The organism is Kitasatospora sp. GP30 (genome assembly GCF_029892145.1).
Classification (GTDB): domain Bacteria; phylum Actinomycetota; class Actinomycetes; order Streptomycetales; family Streptomycetaceae; genus Kitasatospora; species Kitasatospora acidiphila.
Genome location: NZ_JARZAH010000040.1, coordinates 23794 through 41878, shown reverse-complemented (window position 1 = coordinate 41878; position 18085 = coordinate 23794). Strand labels below are relative to the sequence as shown.

Genomic DNA, 18085 nt, shown 5'->3' with positions numbered 1-18085 from the left:
AATGCCCAAGTCAACGCCCAGGAAGGGACCATGACGAACCTCGTCCGGCTGTCCAAGAGCCAGCAGCAGCTGTGGTTCGCCGAGCAACTCGGTGCGCACCCGGCCGGATACCTCGTCCCACTGCCGCTCCGCTTGGCGGGACCGCTCGACGTCGGCTCGCTGCGCTCCGCGCTGTCGGCCCTCGTCGCACGGCACGAACTGCTGCGGACCTCGTTCCGCCTCATCGACGGCGAGCCGTGCGGCGTCGTGCGGCCGGCCGACCGGTTCAGTCTGGCCACCGAGGACGCCACGGACGCGCCGGACCGCAGGAGCATCGAGGATCACGTGCTCGCCGAGGCGACGGCACCGCTGGACGTCGCCGACGGCCTGCCGATCCGCGCCCGGCTCATCCGCCTGGCCGACGAGCTCCACCTGCTGTTCGTCACCGTCCACCACCTGGCCTTCGACGACTGGTCGCGCAACGTCCTCTACGCCGACCTGGCAGAGCTCTACAACGCCGCCGTCACGGGCCGCGCGGCGAACCTGGCCCCGCTGGAGATCTCGTACGCGCAGTTCGCGGCGGCGCGGGAGGACGAATCCCGGGACGAGAGCAGCTCGGAACACCTCGACTACTGGCGCCGGCAGCTCGCCGGCCTCGACCCGTTCGAACTGCTCCCGGAGCTGCCGCGGCCCGCGCACCGGTCCGGTGCCGGGGACGTCACCGGCTTCGTGATCCCGCGTCCGGAAGCCGAGCGGCTTGCCGGACTCGGCCGGTCCGTGGGCGCCACACCCGCCATGGTGCTGTTCGCGGCGTGCCAGATCGTGCTCCGGCAGTACACCGGCCGCGACGACGTGACCGTGGGCACCGCCGCCGCGGCACGGGAAGCGGCCGAGACGGCCTCGATGATCGGCCCGCTCCTCACCATGCTGGTGCTGCGCGGTGACACCTCCGGTGATCCGACCTTCGCCGAATCGGTCGAGCGGATGCGGGACCTCGTGCTCGATGCCTTCGAACACGCGCAGGTCCCGTTCCCGCTGCTCGTCGAGGAACTCGCCCCCGAGCGCGACCCTTCCAGGACACCCCTGTTCCAGATCATCGTCGGCTACGGCAGCGGCCGCCGCTTCGCGCCCGACCTGGCCGGGCTGACCGTCACCGAACTGCCGGTGCCGGGCGTGGGATCCAAGTACGACCTCGGCATCTGGTTCGACCACCGCGTGGACGGCGCGATAGCCGTGGACGTCGCCTGGGACGTCAGCCTGTACCGGCCCGAGACGATGCGCCGGTTCGCCTCGCACCTGGAAACCGTCCTCTCCCAGGTCGCCGAGGACGCCCAGCGTCGGATCGGCGACCTGTCACCGGACTCCGAGGCCCGACGAACCCTGGCGCGGTTCTCGGCGGGACCCGACAGGCCCGCGTCCCAGACCGCTCTGCACGAGCGCTTCTCCGCCCAGGCCGGTGAGACACCGGACGCCGTCGCGCTGGTGCTCCCGGACGGCACGGCGACCACCTTCGCCCAGCTGAACCGGCAGGCCAACCGGATCGCGCACCGTCTGCGCGCCTCGGGCGTCGGCCCGGAGACGCTGGTGGGCGTCCGCGCGGAACGTTCGATGGAGCTGGTGGCCGCCCTGTACGGCGTCCTCAAAGCCGGGGGCGCCTATGTCCCCCTCGACCCCGAGCATCCGCGGGACCGCCTCGCCGATCTCCTCGAGGACACGGCCATGCCGGTGATCCTGACCCAGGGGCGGATCACCGAAGCGCTCCCGCCCACGAACGCGCTGATCCTCGACCTCGACGATCCGGCGCAGTGGGCCGCCTGGCCGGACAGCGACCCGGCCGCACCCTGCGACCTCGACAATGTCGCCTACACCATCTCCACATCGGGCTCGACCGGGCGTCCCAAGAGCGTGGTGCTCTCCCACCGCAATGCGGTCGAGCGGCTGGACTGGTTGCAGGCGAGGTACCCGCTGCAGCCCGACGACGCCTTCCTGCAGCGCTCCTCGCTGAGCTTCGACGCCTCGGTCCTGGAGTTCTTCTGGCCGCTGACCGTCGGCGCGCGCCTGGTCCTCCCCAGCCGCGACGGCCACAAGGACACCGGCTACCTTCGCGACCTGATCCGGAGCCAGGGCGTCACCGCAGCCCAGTTCGTGCCGTCCATGCTGAGCGTTCTCCTCACCGAGCGCGGTATCGAGGAATGCACGACACTGCGGCTCGTCGTGGCCTGCGGCGAAGAAGTACCCGTCGCCACGGCGCAGGAGCTCCTTCGCAAACTCCCGGGCTGCGAGCTGTACAACGGCTATGGCCCGACCGAGGCCACGGTCTGCGTGAACTGGTGGCAGTGCACGCCCGAAACGCTGGCCGACCTGAGCGTGGTGCCGCTCGGAACGCCGTTCGGCAACACCGCCACCCACATCCTGGATGCCGATCTGCGGCCGGTACCGCCGGGCGCCGTGGGCGAGTTGTTCATCGGCGGCACGGGCGTGGCCCGCGGCTACCTGAACCGCCCCGGCCTGACCGCCGAACGGTTCCTCCCCGACCCCTTCTCCGCCCGCCCCGGCGCACGGCTGTACCGCACCGGGGATCTGGTACGGCTGCGCCCCGACGGCGAGAGCCTGGACTTCCTCGGACGGGCCGACCACCAGGTGAAGGTCCGCGGATTCCGCATCGAACTCGGTGAGATCGACGCGACCCTGTGCGCGCACCCCGACGTCCGGGAATGCGCGACGACGGTTTCGGCGGTCCCGCCCGGCGACTCCAGGCTCGTCGCGTACGTGGTGGCCGCGGATGGCGCCCTGCCGGAGCCCGATGCCCTGCGGTCCTTCGCGGAGCGGCGCCTGCCGGCCCACGCCGTGCCGAGCGCGGTCCTCCTCGTGCCGGAGCTCCCCAGGATGGCCAGCGGCAAACTCAATCGGGCGGCGCTGCCCGCGCCCGACCTGTCGGCACCCGGCGCGGGTGACGGCGAACCGCGCAACGCGTTGGAGGAATGGCTCTGCGGCCTCTGGTGCGACGTACTCGGGATCGCGCACGTCGGAATCCACGACAACTTCTTCGGCCTCGGCGGCCATTCGCTGCTCGCGATGCGGATGGCGAACCGGATCCGTGACGATCTCGCTCTGGACTTCCCGATGAGTCTGCTCTTCGAGAGCCGGACGGTGGCCGCGATGGCGCCCCGGCTGGCGGAGTTCCTGCTCGCCGACGAGGCAGAGGCACACGGATGAGCAACCTGCCCCGACGCCGCCGCACGGGGTTGTCGGGCCACAGGGACTTCCGCTCGCTCTGGATCGCCGACACGGTCAGCCAGTTCGGGGTGCAGGTGTCCGTGCTGGCGATGCCGCTGGTGGCCGTCCTGTACCTGCACTCCGGACCACAGGCTGTGGGCGTGCTGGTCGCGATGGAGTTCCTGGGATCCCTGCTGATCGGGTTGCCGGCCGGGGTGTGGTGCGACCGCGGCCGGCGGCGCCCGATCATGGTGTGCGCCGACCTGGTGCGCGCCGTGCTGCTGGCGTCGGTACCGCTCGCGGCCTGGTGCGGTGCGCTGACGATCTGGCAGCTCTACGCCGTGGCGCTGGCTCAGGGCTTCGCCACGGTCTTCTTCGACGTCGCCTATCAGAGTTATCTGCCTACCCTGATCCCCCCCGGAGACCTGGTCGAAGGGAACACGAAGTTGCAGGCCAGCGCCTCGGTCGCGCAAATGGCCGGGCCGTCGGTGGCCGGCGTGCTGGTCCAACTGCTCACCGCACCAGTGGCGATCACGGCGAACGCGGTGAGTTTCGGCCTGTCGGGCCTGTTCATAGCGAACATCCGGCAGACCGAGCCCGCGCCGTCCCGTCCGGAGAAGCCCAGACTGCTGCGGGACGTCCGAGAGGGACTGGGGCTGGTCCTGCGCGATCCGATCCTGCGCACGATCGCCGGAGCCACCGCCGCGGTCAACTTGTTCATGTCGGTGTTCGCGGCGGTCATCACCACGTTCCTGGCTCACGATCTGAGGCTGTCCGCCGGACTCATCGGCGTACTGATGACAGCGGGCAGTGCCGGCGGCCTCGCCGGCGCGCTCGCCGCCCCCGGCCTCATCCGACGGGCCGGCCTCGCCCGCGGGGTGTGGCTGCCGCCGCTCGTCGGCTTGCCGCTCGGGCTCCTCATCCCCCTGACCCACGGCGGGATCGGGCTCATCGCGTTCGTGGTCGGGTGGCTCGGCTGCTCGTTCGCGATCGTGGCCTACAACGTCGCCCAGGTGAGCCTGCGCCAAACGCTCTGCCCGGACGGGGCGTTGGGCCGGATGAACGCCACCATGCGCTTCCTGACCTGGGGAGTCATGCCGCTGGGCGCGCTGCTGGGCGGAGCACTCGGTGCCGGAGTCGGAGCACGGTCGACGCTGTGGGCGGCTCAGCTCGGCGAGCTCCTGGTACCGCTGATCCTGATCGCCTCCCCGCTGCGGCGAATCCGCGAGCTGCCGGCCGGTGGGCAAGAACCGACCCCCTCCCGCGACAGGGAACCGTCCGCCGTTGATGGTGTCCGCCAGCCAGTCGCGCATGGCGGGCATCCGAGCGGTAGCGGGTGACGGCGGGCCGCCGTCACCCGCTCCACATACCACCGCCCCGGTTCTACGGGCGGTGTGCGGCGGACATCGGGCGGATGTCGGCGCCTGCGAGGCTGGTCCGGAGGATCACCCGGTCGTCGCCGTCGCGGCGGGCAGCGGCCGCCCGCCGGCAGCGCTCGGCGGCCTCGCTCAGCCGGGTGGCCTGGACAGCCAGGTTCCCGCGGATGAACTCGGCCCGGCCCAGCGAGTGCCGGTCGGCGCGGTCGGTGGCCGCGGCGGAGACCGCCGCCGCGGCCACCGCGAGCCGCTCGTGGCGCGGGTCCGCGTCGAACGGGCAGAGCGCGATCAGCAGGTCGGCGGCGGTCCGCAGGTCCTGTGCCGAGGTGGCGGCCGTCGTCGCGGCCAGCACCGCGGTGATCGCCGCGTCGAACTCCTCGGCCACCCAGCGGGCGGCCGCGCGCGGGGAGTCGAAGCGCAGCCCGGGCACCGCCGGGGTGCGCAGCGCCGGGCCGATCGGGTCGCCGGGCACCATCTGCAGGAAGGCGGCGGTGGCAGTGGCGAGCAGGAAGTCCAGCTGCCTGCTCAGCGCGGTGGCGGACTCCACCGCGCCGCCCGGAGCGGGGAGTTGGGAGGCGAAGACGCGCAGGAGCTCGTGGTAGCGGTACCGGCCGGCGTGGGTCTGGGTGACCATGCCGGCGTCGACCAGCGACTCCAGCAGGTCCTCGGCCCGGCGCCGGTCGACGCCCAGCACGGCGGCCGCGGCCGGTAGGCCGATGTCCGGTCGGCTCACCGCGGCGACCACCCGGAATGCCGTCGCCTGGTCCGGCGTCAACTGCCGGTAGCCCCAGTCGAAGGCGCTGGCCACCGCGAGGTCGCCGAGGCTCAGTTCGGCCATCCGGTGCTGTTCGGCGGCCAGTCGGTCGGCGAGCCGGGCCACCGTCCAGGACGGGCGGGAGGCGAGCCGGGAGGCCACGATCCGGATGGCCAGCGGGAGCCGGCCGCAGTAGCGCAGCAACTCGCCGGTGGCGGCCGGGTCGGCGCAGACCCGGCCGCCACCGGCGGCCTGCGCCAGCATCTCGGTGGCCTCGCCCACGCTGAACACATCGAGGTCGATCTGGGCGGCGGTGGCCAGGCCGAACAACCGGGCCCGGCTGGTGATCAGGACGGCGCAGTGCGCGGAGCCGGGCAGCAGCGGGCGGACCTGGGCGGTGTCGCGAGCATTGTCCAGCAGGATCAGCACGCGCCGGCCGTCGAGCAGCGAGCGGAACAGCCGGGAGCGGTCCTCCAGGGTCTCGGGTACGGCGTTGGGGGCGATCCCCAGCGCGGTGAGGAAGCTGGCCAGGAGCACGCTGGGCTGGGCCGGTTTCGGCTGGTCGCCGCGCAGGTCGGCGTAGAGCTGGCCGTCGGGAAACCCGGCGCGCAGCCGGTGCGCGACGCGCAGGGCGACGGCGGTCTTGCCGACGCCGCCCATGCCGCAGACGGCCGCGATCGGCAGCACGGTGTGGTCGGCGGTGTCCTGCACGACCCGGCCGAGCGCTGCTTGCAGCGCCGCGAGTTCCTGCTCGCGCCCGGTGAAGTCGGGGATGTCGGCGGGAAGTTGGGCCGGGACCGGGGTGGACCGGGCGGGGCTGCGGCCACCGGTGGTCGGCTCGGGCTCGGGTGCGGCGGTGCCGACCAGGGCCGGGTCGTTGCGCAGGATCCGCTGGTGCATCGCGCGCAGTTCCGGCCCCGGGTCGATGCCGAGTTCGGCAGCGAGCAGCCGGCGGACCCGCTCGAAGACCGCGAGCGCGTCGGCCTGCCGTCCGCTCTGGTACAGCCCGCGCATCAGCAGCACGTACGGGCGCTCGCGCAGCGGGTGCTCGGCGGTCAGCTCGCGCAGCGCCGGGACAGCGCGGCTCTGGTCCCCCAACTCCAGCTCCAGGCCGCACTTCTCCACGAGCAGGCTGATCCGCAGATCCTCCAGGCGGGCCCGCTGCTGCTCCGCGAACGGCCCGGGCACCCCGGCCAGCGGCTCCCCGAACCAGAGGTCGAGCGCCTCGTCGAGCAGCCGCCGGGCCCGCGCGTGGTCCTCGCCCTTCCTGGTCGCGGCCAGCGCGGAAGCGGCGAGCGACTCCACCCTCACGGCGTCAACGTTCTCGGCGGGCAGCACCATGCGGTAGCCGTCGCCGAGCGAGGTGAGGATCGCCGGGGCGCTGCGGTCGCGTTCGAGTTCCTTGCGCCACCGCCAGGCATACGTGCGCAGCATGGCGGAGGCACTGTTGGGCGGCGTCGCGCCCCACAAGGCCGTGATCAGCTCGCCCGCACTGGCGGCCCGTCCGTCCCGCAGCAACAGGGCCGCCATCATGGCCTGTTGCAACGGCGATCCGACCGGCAGCGCCACCTCCCCGTGATGGGCTGCCACGGGCCCGAGCATGAGGAATCGAATAGGCTGGGTCACCATTGACAGTCCCCTAAAATAGTGAATCACTGCGCGGCGCTCACGCCCCCGTCACCCCCGGACACGCGTTGGGCGCACAGGTACAAACGGATCGGCAAGAACATCTGGTTCGGCGCCTCCCGGGCGCTCCGTCGGTGCGGAGGTCAGCCGCCCACGGCGGATTCGGCCCACAGTGCGGAACCGTCTGCTCCGTGTTGGCAGCGGCTGAATTCCGCCGCTGCCAACACGGGCCCCATACGGTGTCCATGAGTACTACCGGTGCGCGCGGAAGACCGGCAAGCCCGCCTGCAAGGGGCACTCCTTCAAAGCCGTATTCCCAAGCTCTGGAGATCCTGGTCACCGAACGCCGACGCCTCGCCGCCCTTGCCGATGTGACGATTCGTCCGTTCGTGATGACGTGAGCATCACGCCGTGGGGCGTGGACGATACGTTGTCATGGGCATCCGCTCTTCGCGCGTATCGTCCCCCACGCGCTCCGGGCGCACCCCGATCGCCGCCCTATGACCGAGATGCTGTGGCATCCAGCCGCAGCTCACGGCTGGCGTATGCGAACGATCCGCCTGGGTCCCGGCCTTCGGCTGGAGTCGGGCGGATCGTCAGCAGATCGGACCGGGTGTCGTCCGACGAAGGACCGATCTCAACTGCGGGGGCTGATGTGAGCTTCGCCATGCAGTCGGGGGTTGCGGACCCATGTCCGGTTGCGGCATTGTGAAACTTCTGTCAGGCCCCGTGTACGGTCCGTGTGTTGAGCGTCAACTGAATACCGATGGTCCGTACGCCGCCCGAACTCCTTGCCCGCACCGGCTCGTCCGGCACCCGGGCGCCGGGCCAGTGCCTCCCGTGACCAGCACAGGTGGAGGCCAGTGACCAGGGCATGTTGCGTCCTCACGGTCACACGGGGTCGACACTGGAAGGAAAGCATGTGACTCGGATCTCGGTCCGGGGAGTTGCTGTGGCCTCTGCCACCGCCGTCACCGCCGTGGGTGCCGTCGTGGGTGTCTCGTCGGGCAGCGAGGGCGCTACGCCCCAGTCGGCCGATGTCGCGGGAGCCACCCTCCTCGCGGACGTGCCGTCAACCGCCCAGGCGCAGACCATCAGCGACAACTTCGCCGTCCAGTCCTCGGCTCAGCAGCAGTCGGCCGACCTCGCCGCGCAGAAGGCCGCGCAGGAGGCCGCCCGGCTGAAGGCCGCCGCCGACGCGCAGGCCAAGGCCGATGCCGACAAGGCGGCCGCCGACGCCGCCGCGGCTCAGAAGGCCGCCGCCGACGCGAAGGCCAAGGCCGACGCCGACGCCGCCGCCGCGCAGGCTGCCGCCCGCGCCGCGGCCAAGTCGCAGCTCGCCACCACCACGGACTCCGCGCCGCCCGTCGGCTCGTACACCGGGGGCTCGCCGCAGTCGATCGCGGCCGGGATGATGGACAGCACCCAGTTCCAGTGCTTCAGCAACATCGTCACGCGCGAGAGCGGCTGGGACATCACCGCCCGCAACGCCTCCTCCGGCGCGTACGGCCTGGTGCAGGCGCTGCCCGGTTCCAAGATGGCCTCGGTCGGATCGGACTGGCAGACCAACCCCGCGACCCAGATCAAGTGGGGCCTGGGCTATATGAACGCCACCTACGGCAGTCCGTGTGACGCCTGGTCGTTCTGGCAGGTCCACCACGCGTACTAGCCTGATCCTTGATCAATCGCACCTTCTATGAACCCCTGACCGTCACCGCCGCTTGACGAAACCATCGGGGCGCCTCTTCACGCGCACGTGGGAGGCGTCCACGCGGGCGCGCGTCCAGTTGACCGGTCCGGCCGCGTTCAACTCGGCCAGGACTATGCGGTGCAGGGCACGCACCACCCCCGCCCCCTGCCAACGCCGCAGGGGGCGCCGGCATGTGCGCCCGGCTGCAGCGGCGATGGGCAGCAGACCGCGGGGAGCGAGCCGGCGGACCGGGGGAGTGCCGGTCGCGACATGGCCCTGCGCGTGCGCGGCGGCCTCGCCACCCGCCTGGTCCTGCACCGGCGTTGAACCGTGTTGTCGGCACGGAGCGACCCGTGCCGACAGCGTTCACACTCCCTTCGACCGAACGGTGAGGCCGGGAGGTCCGGGGGCAATCTCCACGACGCAGCGACCGACGGGACGTCCGACGAGTCGTGGTGCCCCTTCCCCTCCTTGCTGAACAGGCATGCCGAGCAGGCCGACCGGGAGAGCTTCGGCTGGATGGCACAGCACCGGTTGCTCGACGGGTTGCCCGAGCGGGCGGAACGGCTGCGGGGTCAGCGAAGCGGTGCCCTCGCCGCGCGGACCAATCCCGCGGTGGGCGCGGAGATGCTGCGGCTGCTGGCGGACTGATAGGTCTGGCGCTTCGCCTTCGACGACAGGTACGGCGAGGACCCTGAGCGCGGCGGACTGCCGGGCCTGCTGGCCCGGACGGCCGCCCTGCCGGCGCGGGTGCCGCTTCTCCCGGAAGTGAGCGCCAAGCCGTGGTCCCATCCCGGGGGCCGGGTGGAGCCACCGTGCTCCGACCTGGCCCCTTCGCGTTCCGGCCCCGAAGGTGGTTGTATAGTCTTAACTATTGTGACTATATAACCAATGGGGGAGGGGCCGTGGCTGAGCCCAGTGCACAACGGCGGACGCTGATTCTGGCGATCTGCTGCATGAGTCTGTTTGTCGTCGGCATCGACAACACCATCGTCAATGTCGCGCTTCCCGCCATCCAGCACGACCTGAACGCCTCTGTGGCGGGGCTGCAGTGGGTGATCAGCGGCTACACCGTGGTGATCGCCAGCCTCCTGCTACTCGCCGGCTCGACCGGCGACCGGCTCGGGCGGCGGCGCACCTTCCAGATCGGCCTGGCGCTCTTCACCCTGGGCTCGCTGCTCTGCAGCTTGGCGCCCCGGCTCGGCTGGCTGATCGCGGCCCGGGTGGTGCAGGCCGCCGGCGGCTCGATGCTCAATCCGGTGGCGATGGGCATCATCACCAACACGTTCACCGAGCCGCGCGAGCGGGCCCGGGCGATCGGCGTCTGGGGCGCGGTCGCCGGGGTGAGCATGGCGCTCGGGCCGGTCGCCGGCGGTCTGCTGGTCGGCAGCGTCGGATGGCGGGCGATCTTCTGGATCAACCTGCCGGTGGGCCTGGCGGCGATGGCCCTCGCCCAGCGCTTCGTGCCGGAGTCGCGGGCCGCCAAGCCGCGCCGCCCCGACCCGCTGGGCCAGGTGCTGATGGTGCTGCTGCTCGGCCTGCTCACCTTCACCCTGATCGAGGCGCCCGACGTGGGCTGGGCCGCGCCCCGGACCGTCGCCGGGTTCCTGGTCGCCGCGGTGGCGGGGGTGGTCTTCGTGCTCTGGGAGTCGCGTTGCGCCGAGCCGCTGATCGACCCGCGGTTCTTCCGCAGCGTGCCGTTCGCCGGTGCCACGGTGATCGCGGTCAGCGGCTTCGCCTCGCTGGCCGGCTTCCTCTTCCTGAACACCCTGTACCTGCAGGACGTGCTCGGGTACAGCGCGATGAAGGCCGGCCTCTACGTGCTGCCGATGGCCGTGATGGCGATGGTCTTCTCGCCGGTCTCCGGACGGCTGGTCGGCGGCCGGGGCCCGCGTCCGCCGCTGCTGGTGGCGGGGGCGGCGATGGCGGTCAGCGGGCTGCTGCTCACCGGGCTCTCCGACCGCACGCCGGTGGCGCAGCTGATGGCGGCTTACGTGGTGTTCGGGATCGGCTTCGGCATGATCAATGCGCCGATCACCAACACGGCCGTCTCCGGCATGCCGCGCAGTCAGGCCGGCGTCGCGGCAGCCGTCGCCTCGACCAGCCGGCAGACCGGGCAGTCACTCGGGGTCGCGGTGATCGTCTCGGTGGTGGTCTCCAGCGTGCACGGGCCGCTGCGGTCCGGTTTCGCGACGGCCAGTCATGCCGGCTGGTGGATCATCGTGGGCTTCGGCCTGCTGGTGGTGGTGCTCGGTATCCTGTCCACCAGCGCGCGGGCGGTGCAGACCGCCACCCGGGTCGCCGAATCCCTCGAACCGACGGACCACAGGACGCCGAGCTCCCCGACCATGAACAGCACAGCATGAACGACGACGCGCACCGTGCCACCGCCATCCGGATCTTCCAGAGGATGGCGCACCTCGTGCTGGAGTCCGACAACCGCCAGCGCGAGGTGGTGGAGGCCACCGGGCTGAGCTTCGGCCGGACCAGGGCGCTGCGTCGGCTGGCCAAGCGGCCGATGCGGATGAGTGAGCTGGCGGCCGAGCTGGTGGTGGACAAGCCGTACACCACGGTGATCGTGGACGACCTGGAGCGGCGCGGCCTGGTGGTCCGTTCCACGGCGCCGGACGACCGGCGGGCGAAGGTGGTCACCGTGACCGACCAGGGCCGTGAGATGGCCCAGTTGGCGAACGGGATCCTTGCCCGGCCGCCGCAGGCGCTGGTCGCGCTGCCAGCGGCCGAAATGGCGGCGCTGGACGCGCTGGTGGCCAAGCTGGCGCCATGAGCTGACGCAGCGTCGGCCGCAACGAGCGGGACGGCCGGAATGACCAGGGCAACCAGAACCACTGACCCGCCCGCCCGCTACCGTTGCCCGGCTCGACCTCCATTGCGGTCGAGCCGGGCAACGGCCTTTCGGTGGAACCGGTCTTTGACGGGACTCACGGCGGTGGCCGCCGCGGACTCGGCTCGCCGAGCACGTCGTGTCGGCGATCGCCATGATCCGCACCCGCCCTGCGGCCAGGGTCGCCCCGGCCGCTGGGCTCGGTGCCCCGTCGCTGTCGGAGCGTCAGACGGCCGGCTTGGCGGTGAGCAGGGCGGTGATCTCATCGGCGAGGTGCGGTCCGAGCTCGCCCCAGCCGTCCTTGTAGCCGTAGACGCCGGCCAGGGTGCGGGCCTCGTAGTCGCCGTTCATGATCTCGATGTCGTCGGCCGTGATGAGGCCCGGGTGGGCGACGCCGAGGGCCGCCGAGACCTTGGTCAGCTCCCTGCGCAGGGTGCGCAGGTAGACCGCGGCCCGGGTGGCCTTCGAGGTCGGGTCGAGGCCGCGGGCCAGCCAGGGGTTCTGGGTGGCGATGCCGGTGGGGCACTTGTCGGTGTGGCACTTCTGCGACTGGATGCAGCCGATCGACAGCATCGCCTCACGGGCCACGTTGATCATGTCGGCGCCCAAGGCGAACGCGACCGCGGCGTTCTCGGGCAGGCCGAGCTTGCCGGAGCCGATGAAGGTCAGGTCGTCGGTCAGCCCCAGCTCGGCGAACGTCCCGTAGACCCGGGAGAAGCCCATCCGGAACGGCAGCGCCACCGAGTCGGCGAAGATCCGCGGCGCCGCTCCGGTGCCGCCCTCACCGCCGTCGATGGTCACGAAGTCGACACCGCGGTCACCACGTGCCATCAGCGTGGCCAGCTCCTGCCAGAAGCCCATTTCCCCGACCGCGCTCTTGACCCCGACCGGCAGACCGGTCTCGGCGGCCAGCAGCTCGACGAAGTCGAGCATCGAGTCGACGTCGCTGAACGCGGTGTGCCGTGACGGGGAGGCGCAGTCCTTGCCGACCGGGATGCCGCGGATCTCGGCGATCTCCGGGGTCACCTTGGCGCCCGGCAGCATCCCGCCCAGCCCCGGCTTGGCGCCCTGGGAGAGCTTGATCTCTATCGCCTTGACCGGCGCGCCGGCGACCACCTCCTTGAGCTTGTCGAGGTTGAAGGTGCCGTCCTCGTTGCGGCAGCCGAAGTACGCGGTACCGATCTGGAGGACGATGTCACCGCCGCTCCGGTGGTACGGCGAGAGGCCGCCCTCGCCCGTGTTGTGCATCGCGCCCGCCAGCGCCGCCCCCTTGTTGAGCGCCGTGATGGCCGCGCCGGAGAGCGAGCCGAAGCTCATCGCCGAGATGTTCACCACGCTCGCCGGCCGGAACGCCTTGGCGCGCCCGCGCGGCCCGCCCAGCACCTTGGCCGAGGGGAGCGGGGCCTGCGGGTCGTGCGCGTCGGGCAGCGCGCCGGCGAACGTGCGCTGCTTCAGGTAGGCGTGCCCCTGCACGTGCTCGACGTCGACCTCGGTCCCGAACCCGAAGTAGTTGTTCTCCTCCTTGGCCGACGCGTAGATCCAGGTGCGCTGGTCACGACTGAAGGGGCGCTCCTCCTCATTGGAGGTCACGATGTACTGCCGCAGCTCCGGCCCGATCGCCTCCAGCAGGTACCGGGCGTGGCCGATCACCGGGAAGTTCCGGAGCAGTGCGTGCCGCTTCTGGATGAGGTCGCGGGCAGCCACCACGGCCACTGCTGTCGCGGCGACGGCGCCGATTCTCCGGGCGTGCATGAACGTTCCTCCTCGATTCACGAGTCCACCGTCGTGCGGCGGACTCGTGGTGCCGTGTTGGGCGTGGCCTTGGGCGACGAGCACGGCCGATCAGGCGTCAGCGTCCCCCGAAGAATGCGGAACGATAGTAGGCGGCCACCCGTCTTGGCCTGTGGTCAGGGTGGTGGTCCGGTTCGCGGAGACCCGGATCGCCGGACGGGTCTACCCCCGGGCGGCCGTCCCCTGATGGCGCAGGCGGTAGGCCACGGCGAGCCCCCACGGAATCGCGAAGAGCGCGACCAGGCTGACGCCGAGCACCGGCGGCGCCGGGTGGGCCGCGCCGAGCGCGAGGCAGGCGAGGGCAGCCGCCGCGCAGGTCCGTGACAGCGGGCGGTAGAGGTCCGGCTTGGTGCGCCAGGCCTGGAGGGCGGCGGCGACGAGCATGGTGCCGGCGAGCACCACGGCCGCGCCGCCGCACAGCACCCAGGAGGTGGCGGCGGGGGTGCGGGCGGCGTGGGCGTGCCCGACCAGGCTGACCATCGCCGTGCCCATGGCGGCGATCGCGGCCGTGAGCGGCAGATGGGCGAGCATCCATTGGGCGGTGGCCGCGGCTGACCGCCGGGGCTCGCGGTGGCCGGCGAAGTCGAAGTACGTCCACCAGGCGCCGAATCCGACCACGACGGCGATCAGCCCCACGGTCAGGGTGAGGGCGCTGACCGGTTCGGCCGCGAGGCCGCTCACCACGCCGGTCACGGTCTCACCGAGGACGATGATGATGAGCAGCCCGAACCGTTCGATCAGCGCGTCGGTGATGCTGAGCGCGGCGACCGTGACCGGTGTGGCCGTCAGCAACAAGGCGGCGAAGCCCGCCAGGTAGGCGACATCGAGCAACCCCCAGGTCCAGATCCGCGTGGTGGCGGGGAGCGGGGCACTCAGGATGAGGACCGCGGCGCACAGGGCGCTCCCGGCGATGTAGAGCCCACTGGAGCGGCGGAATTCGGGGCTGTCGCCCAGTGAGGCCAGCAGCCACAGCAGTGTCAGCACCGCGAACAGGACTCCCGCCGTGACGGCGAAATCCGCACCCCGGGCGCCGCCCGCCTCGGGGATGAACGCACCCAGTGGGACCAGGATCAGGATCTGCAGCAGGAAGGTGCTGCGGGCGCGGGCGTCCTCATGCCCGTGCAGTTCGTGGTGGAGGCTCCCGTTGAGCCAGGTGATCCACACCAGTGCGAAGACGGCGCTGTATTCGCCGATCCCGCGCCAGGTGAGCTGCCCCGCGAGGTGGTGGGCGGCCTGGGCGACCAGGGCGACCACGACCAGGTCGTAGAAGAGCTCGAGCGGGCCGACGACGCGTTCGCGCGGCTGCTCGCCATGGGCGCGCGGCGGCTGCCACAGCTGGCGCCGCAACTGCCTCCAGAACGTGGGCTCCCCCGCTGCGGCGCGGGCGTCGTCGTCCTTCATCCGCTGTCAACTCCCCGCCGGCGGCCACTACTCGACCGCCTCGCGGCTTCAGGGCGCGCAGGGGCGGGTCTCGGTCCAGTCGACCATCAGGCGGCGCTCGGCGAAGTACCACTCGCCGCCCTGCTTGACGAATTCGTCGAGATAGCGGATGGACGCGATCATGATGGTGCGCTCGTCGTCCTCGCCGAACGAGACGTGGTGGGCGAGGCAGTAGCTCTCGCCGGTCGCACGGTCGCCGGCCAGGGAGACGGTGCTCTGGCCGTTGAAGTGGGTGGTGGCCCGGTAGCTGTTCAGGTTGTCGAAGACCGGGGCGAGGGCCGCGCGCCCGTGGAGCTCCTGGGTGGGCTCGGCCGCAGTGGCGTCCATGTACACGAGGAAGCGGGTGTCGTCGGTGAACAGCGCCATCTGGCCCTCGGCGTCGCGCCGGTCGGCGCAGTGCGCGTAGGCGTCGATCAGCTCACGGATGGCCAGCCGGTCAGCGGCTTCCTGGGGTGAGATCGAAGTGTGGGAGGACATGGCAGCTCCCTCATGAGCCTATGTGTCATCTGTATAAGAGCATTGTTCGCGGACCGCCGCACCGCGGGCCGGGCCGGGCGCCAAGGTGCTCGCCGAACTGGCCGGCCTGATCGCCGACGGACACCTCGACGTGCCGATCGCGAACGTCTACCCGCTGGCGCGAGTCCGCGAGGCCTACACCGAGCTCGAACGCCGCCACACCCACGGCAAGATCGTTCTCAGGCCCTAGCCGTGCCGACCACGGCAGCCCTTCGACGAGCATCACGCCCTCACCTCCTCCTCAACCGATCCGGCCGCCGCGGCTTGACCTGTCAGGCGATCAAAACGGGCACCGGGCCTGACGGTCAGTGGGCGGCCCCGGTCCAGGTGTCTCCGCAGGGCCCGCCGCCGGTGGCCTCGGCGAGGTCGACGTCACTGCCGTTCGGGTCGACCAGCGGCAGGTACCAGCCGGCGATCTCGGTGCTGCTCTGCGGGACGTAATGGAAGATCAGCGAGCGCCGGAAGCGGTCCGTGGTGGTGTTGGGCAGTGATCCGTGGACTGCGCTGCCGTGGAAGAACAGCACGTCGCCGGGCCGCATCTCGCTCTGCACGACCGGCAGCCCCGCCGGCGCCCGGACCAGCCCACTGGTGAACGACTGCCCGGGGTCGGCCTCCTCGGGGCAGACGATCTCCATGGTGTGACTGCCCGGCACCACACGAAGTGCGCCGTTGGCAGCGTCGCACGCGTCGACGGCGATCCACGCCGCGATGCACGTCTCCGGGTGGGCGCGCAAGAAGAAGTTGTCCTGGTGCAGAGCCTGACCACGGGCCGACGGGGGCTTGAAGTAGAACATCGACTGGGCGCCGTAGGCCGGGCCGACCAGGGCGGTGACCAGCCCGAGCAGGCGCGGATCGGTCATCAGCGTCCGGGCCAGGCGCCCGATCTCCAGATCCGGGCGGCGATGCGGGTTCATGAAACGGGGATAACGGGCGAGGACGGCGTCCTGCGCCACCTCTTCGACGGCACCGACCGCGCAACGGTCGGCCTCGACCTGAGTCATGAATGCCGAGCGGATTACGTCGGTCTCGGCGACCGGGAGCACCGCGTCGACCTGGACCACACCGTCGCGGTCGTACCGGTCGCGCAGTGCGGCGGGATCGGCCGCCGAAGCGGAGAGAGTGCTGTTCGTCATGCCTCCATCGTCTGCACCGGACCCGGGTCGGGGTACCGCCGAACCCGTCGTCCTCATGGATGATCCTCCTGTGCCCCCACCTCCTGGCGCGGTGACCATCGCCTCCCGGACCGAGCGCGTGCTCTGCGGCCGGCTCGACGAGGATGCCACCTACCGCACCATCAGACCCGGTGGCACGACCGACTGGGTGTTGTTCACCGGGCGGTCGGCGCCCAGCACTGGGGACTGCGCCGCAACACGCTGTTCGCGATGAACGCCGTCGAGGAGGCCGTCACGGTGGGCACCGCGCTGGGAGCACGGTCCCGGTCGGCGGCCGTCCTGGTCCTGCGGTCCCATTCGGGTTCTCCTTCCCCGCTCCGACGATCCGCGCTGGGCGCACTGATGAGCTGGAGAGCAGAGAATCCAGCCACCGGAAGGAACCGTCCCTCATGGCCAGGCCGTCCCACCCGCCGTTCCGCGCCGCCCGTCGAACCGCGACGCTCCTCGCCGCGCTCGCCGCGACCACCGCTGCCCTGAGCAGTCCCGCAGCCCTGGCTGCCACCCCCGCCCCCGTCCAGCAGAGCATGAACACGCTGGTCCACAGCGACGGCATGCCCGCCGCACTGGCGGCCGTCACCGGCCGCGACGGCCGCAGCCGCAACTACGCCGCCGGCGTCGGCGATCTGGCCACCGGGGCCCCGGTCCCGCGCGACGGCCAGGTGCGGATCGGCAGCAACACCAAGACGTTCACCGCCACCGTGATCCTCCAGCTGGTCGGGGAGGGCAAGGTAGGTCTCGACCAGCCGGTCGAGACCTACCTGCCGGGGCTGCTCCGCGGCGACGGGATCGACGGCCGCCGCATCACGGTCCGCGAACTCCTCCAGCACACCAGCGGATTGCCCGAGTACCTGGCGGCCATGGGCGACATCCTCGCCGACCCGCACCGCTACTACGAACCCCGTGACCTCCTCGACTTCGCCCTCACGCAGAAGGCCGACTTCGCCCCGGGCACGAAGTGGGAGTACTCCAACACCAACTACATCGTCGCGGGCCTGCTCATCGAGAAGGTGACCGGCCGACCGGTGGGGGAGGAGATCACCACGCGGATCATCGACCGCCTCGGCCTGCGCCACACCTATGTCCCGGCCCAGGGGGAGCTGACGGTGCGCGGGCCCCACCCGGAGGGCTACGAGCGTGCGACACCGGGTGGCCCCTGGAAGGACGTCACCGAGTTCGATCCCTCCGCCGGCTGGTCCGCGGGCGAGTTGGTCTCCACCAACAGCGACCTCAACCAGTTCTTCACCGCCCTCATGACGGGCAAGCTCCTCGGCCCGGCCGAACTCGCCCAGATGCGCACCACCGTCCCCGCCGACGAGGTCGGCCCCGGCACCCGCTACGGCCTCGGCATCATGAGCCGCCCGCTGACCTGCGGCGGGGTGTACTGGGGCCACGGCGGCGACATCCCCGGCTACCGCACCCGCGGCGGAGTCACCGACGACGGGCGCGCCGTCAGCATCAGCGTGACCACCACCCCGGATGCCGCGTCCGCCCCGCACGTGGAAGCCGCGGTGGATGCCGCCCTCTGCGGATGAGACGGCGCGGCCGGCTGCTCCCCGCGAGGGGCGCAGCCGGCCGGCACCGGGTGACCCGGCACCGGGCGACCCGGCGCCGGGCAGCGCGGCCGCGTACGGCCGGTCGGCGGCTGCCGGCGAGTGGACGAGGACGACACCGAGGCCGGCGGAC

Annotated in this window: 13 protein-coding genes; 8 read left to right on the top strand and 5 right to left on the bottom strand. The window is 71.6% G+C overall.

Annotated features, from left to right (window positions below; all coding sequences use genetic code 11):
* Nucleotides 1-30: 30 nt before the first annotated feature.
* Nucleotides 31-3195, top strand: coding sequence for a non-ribosomal peptide synthetase (locus P3T35_RS33840; RefSeq protein WP_180356803.1), 3165 nt, complete (start codon nucleotides 31-33; stop codon nucleotides 3193-3195).
* On the top strand, nucleotides 3192-4535 hold the full coding sequence (locus tag P3T35_RS33835) for an MFS transporter (RefSeq protein WP_101384305.1): 1344 nt from the start codon (nucleotides 3192-3194) through the stop codon (nucleotides 4533-4535). The genes P3T35_RS33840 and P3T35_RS33835 overlap by 4 nt, the downstream gene beginning before the upstream one ends.
* 43 nt (nucleotides 4536-4578) lie before the next feature.
* On the opposite strand, the gene P3T35_RS33830 is transcribed toward P3T35_RS33835, so the two are convergent.
* The gene (locus tag P3T35_RS33830) at nucleotides 4579-6915 is read right to left on the bottom strand and encodes a BTAD domain-containing putative transcriptional regulator (protein WP_180356804.1); all 2337 of its coding nucleotides are present in this window, start codon (nucleotides 6913-6915) and stop codon (nucleotides 4579-4581) included.
* A gap of 958 nt (nucleotides 6916-7873) precedes the next feature.
* Here P3T35_RS33830 and P3T35_RS33825 point away from each other — a divergent pair.
* From P3T35_RS33825 to P3T35_RS33810, 4 genes are all read left to right on the top strand, one after another.
* Entirely contained in the window at nucleotides 7874-8620 is a 747-nt protein-coding gene (locus P3T35_RS33825) for a lytic transglycosylase domain-containing protein (protein ID WP_101384307.1), read from the top strand.
* Between the two features lie 492 nt (nucleotides 8621-9112).
* Entirely contained in the window at nucleotides 9113-9292 is a 180-nt protein-coding gene (locus P3T35_RS33820; RefSeq protein ID WP_101384308.1) for a hypothetical protein, read from the top strand.
* 254 nt (nucleotides 9293-9546) lie between these two features.
* Nucleotides 9547-11007: an MFS transporter gene (locus tag P3T35_RS33815; protein WP_280709003.1), complete on the top strand. Its 1461-nt coding sequence runs from the start codon at nucleotides 9547-9549 to the stop codon at nucleotides 11005-11007.
* On the top strand, nucleotides 11004-11426 hold the full coding sequence (locus P3T35_RS33810; protein ID WP_101384310.1) for a MarR family transcriptional regulator: 423 nt from the start codon (nucleotides 11004-11006) through the stop codon (nucleotides 11424-11426). Before P3T35_RS33815 ends, P3T35_RS33810 begins: the two co-directional genes overlap by 4 nt.
* 282 nt (nucleotides 11427-11708) lie before the next feature.
* Here P3T35_RS33810 and P3T35_RS33805 read toward each other — a convergent pair whose 3' ends face one another.
* From P3T35_RS33805 to P3T35_RS33795, 3 genes are all read right to left on the bottom strand, one after another.
* On the bottom strand, nucleotides 11709-13235 hold the full coding sequence (locus tag P3T35_RS33805) for an FMN-binding glutamate synthase family protein (protein ID WP_101384311.1): 1527 nt from the start codon (nucleotides 13233-13235) through the stop codon (nucleotides 11709-11711).
* A gap of 201 nt (nucleotides 13236-13436) precedes the next feature.
* Nucleotides 13437-14675: a low temperature requirement protein A gene (locus P3T35_RS33800; RefSeq protein ID WP_101384312.1), complete on the bottom strand. Its 1239-nt coding sequence runs from the start codon at nucleotides 14673-14675 to the stop codon at nucleotides 13437-13439.
* A gap of 48 nt (nucleotides 14676-14723) precedes the next feature.
* A complete protein-coding gene (locus P3T35_RS33795; protein WP_101384313.1) occupies nucleotides 14724-15191 on the bottom strand; it encodes a nuclear transport factor 2 family protein in 468 nt (155 codons plus the stop codon).
* Between the two features lie 85 nt (nucleotides 15192-15276).
* Between P3T35_RS33795 and P3T35_RS33790 the strand changes: the two genes are divergently transcribed.
* Nucleotides 15277-15420 carry a zinc-binding dehydrogenase gene (locus P3T35_RS33790; RefSeq protein WP_101384314.1) on the top strand — a complete coding sequence of 48 codons (144 nt, stop codon included), beginning with the start codon at nucleotides 15277-15279 and terminating at the stop codon, nucleotides 15418-15420.
* Nucleotides 15421-15535: 115 nt separating this feature from the next.
* Here the strand turns inward: P3T35_RS33790 and P3T35_RS33785 are convergent, their stop codons facing one another.
* Complete coding sequence (locus P3T35_RS33785; RefSeq protein ID WP_101384315.1) at nucleotides 15536-16363, bottom strand: phytanoyl-CoA dioxygenase family protein; 828 nt, start codon at nucleotides 16361-16363, stop codon at nucleotides 15536-15538.
* Nucleotides 16364-16791: 428 nt separating this feature from the next.
* Between P3T35_RS33785 and P3T35_RS33780 the strand changes: the two genes are divergently transcribed.
* Nucleotides 16792-17934 (top strand): serine hydrolase domain-containing protein, encoded by a 1143-nt coding sequence (locus P3T35_RS33780; protein WP_280708999.1) that lies wholly within the window; start codon nucleotides 16792-16794, stop codon nucleotides 17932-17934.
* The last annotated feature ends 151 nt before the right edge of the window (nucleotides 17935-18085 follow it).

Bases quoted from the DNA above. Each gene is read 5' to 3' on its own strand.
- P3T35_RS33840 (WP_180356803.1), top strand. From the start codon at position 31: ATGACGAACCTCGTCCGGCTGTCCAAGAGCCAGCAGCAGCTGTGGTTC.
- P3T35_RS33835 (WP_101384305.1), top strand. From the start codon at position 3,192: ATGAGCAACCTGCCCCGACGCCGCCGCACGGGGTTGTCGGGCCACAGG.
- P3T35_RS33810 (WP_101384310.1), top strand. From the start codon at position 11,004: ATGAACGACGACGCGCACCGTGCCACCGCCATCCGGATCTTCCAGAGG.
- P3T35_RS33805 (WP_101384311.1), bottom strand. From the start codon at position 13,235: ATGCACGCCCGGAGAATCGGCGCCGTCGCCGCGACAGCAGTGGCCGTG.
- P3T35_RS33800 (WP_101384312.1), bottom strand. From the start codon at position 14,675: ATGAAGGACGACGACGCCCGCGCCGCAGCGGGGGAGCCCACGTTCTGG.
- P3T35_RS33795 (WP_101384313.1), bottom strand. From the start codon at position 15,191: ATGTCCTCCCACACTTCGATCTCACCCCAGGAAGCCGCTGACCGGCTG.
- P3T35_RS33785 (WP_101384315.1), bottom strand. From the start codon at position 16,363: ATGACGAACAGCACTCTCTCCGCTTCGGCGGCCGATCCCGCCGCACTG.
- P3T35_RS33780 (WP_280708999.1), top strand. From the start codon at position 16,792: ATGGCCAGGCCGTCCCACCCGCCGTTCCGCGCCGCCCGTCGAACCGCG.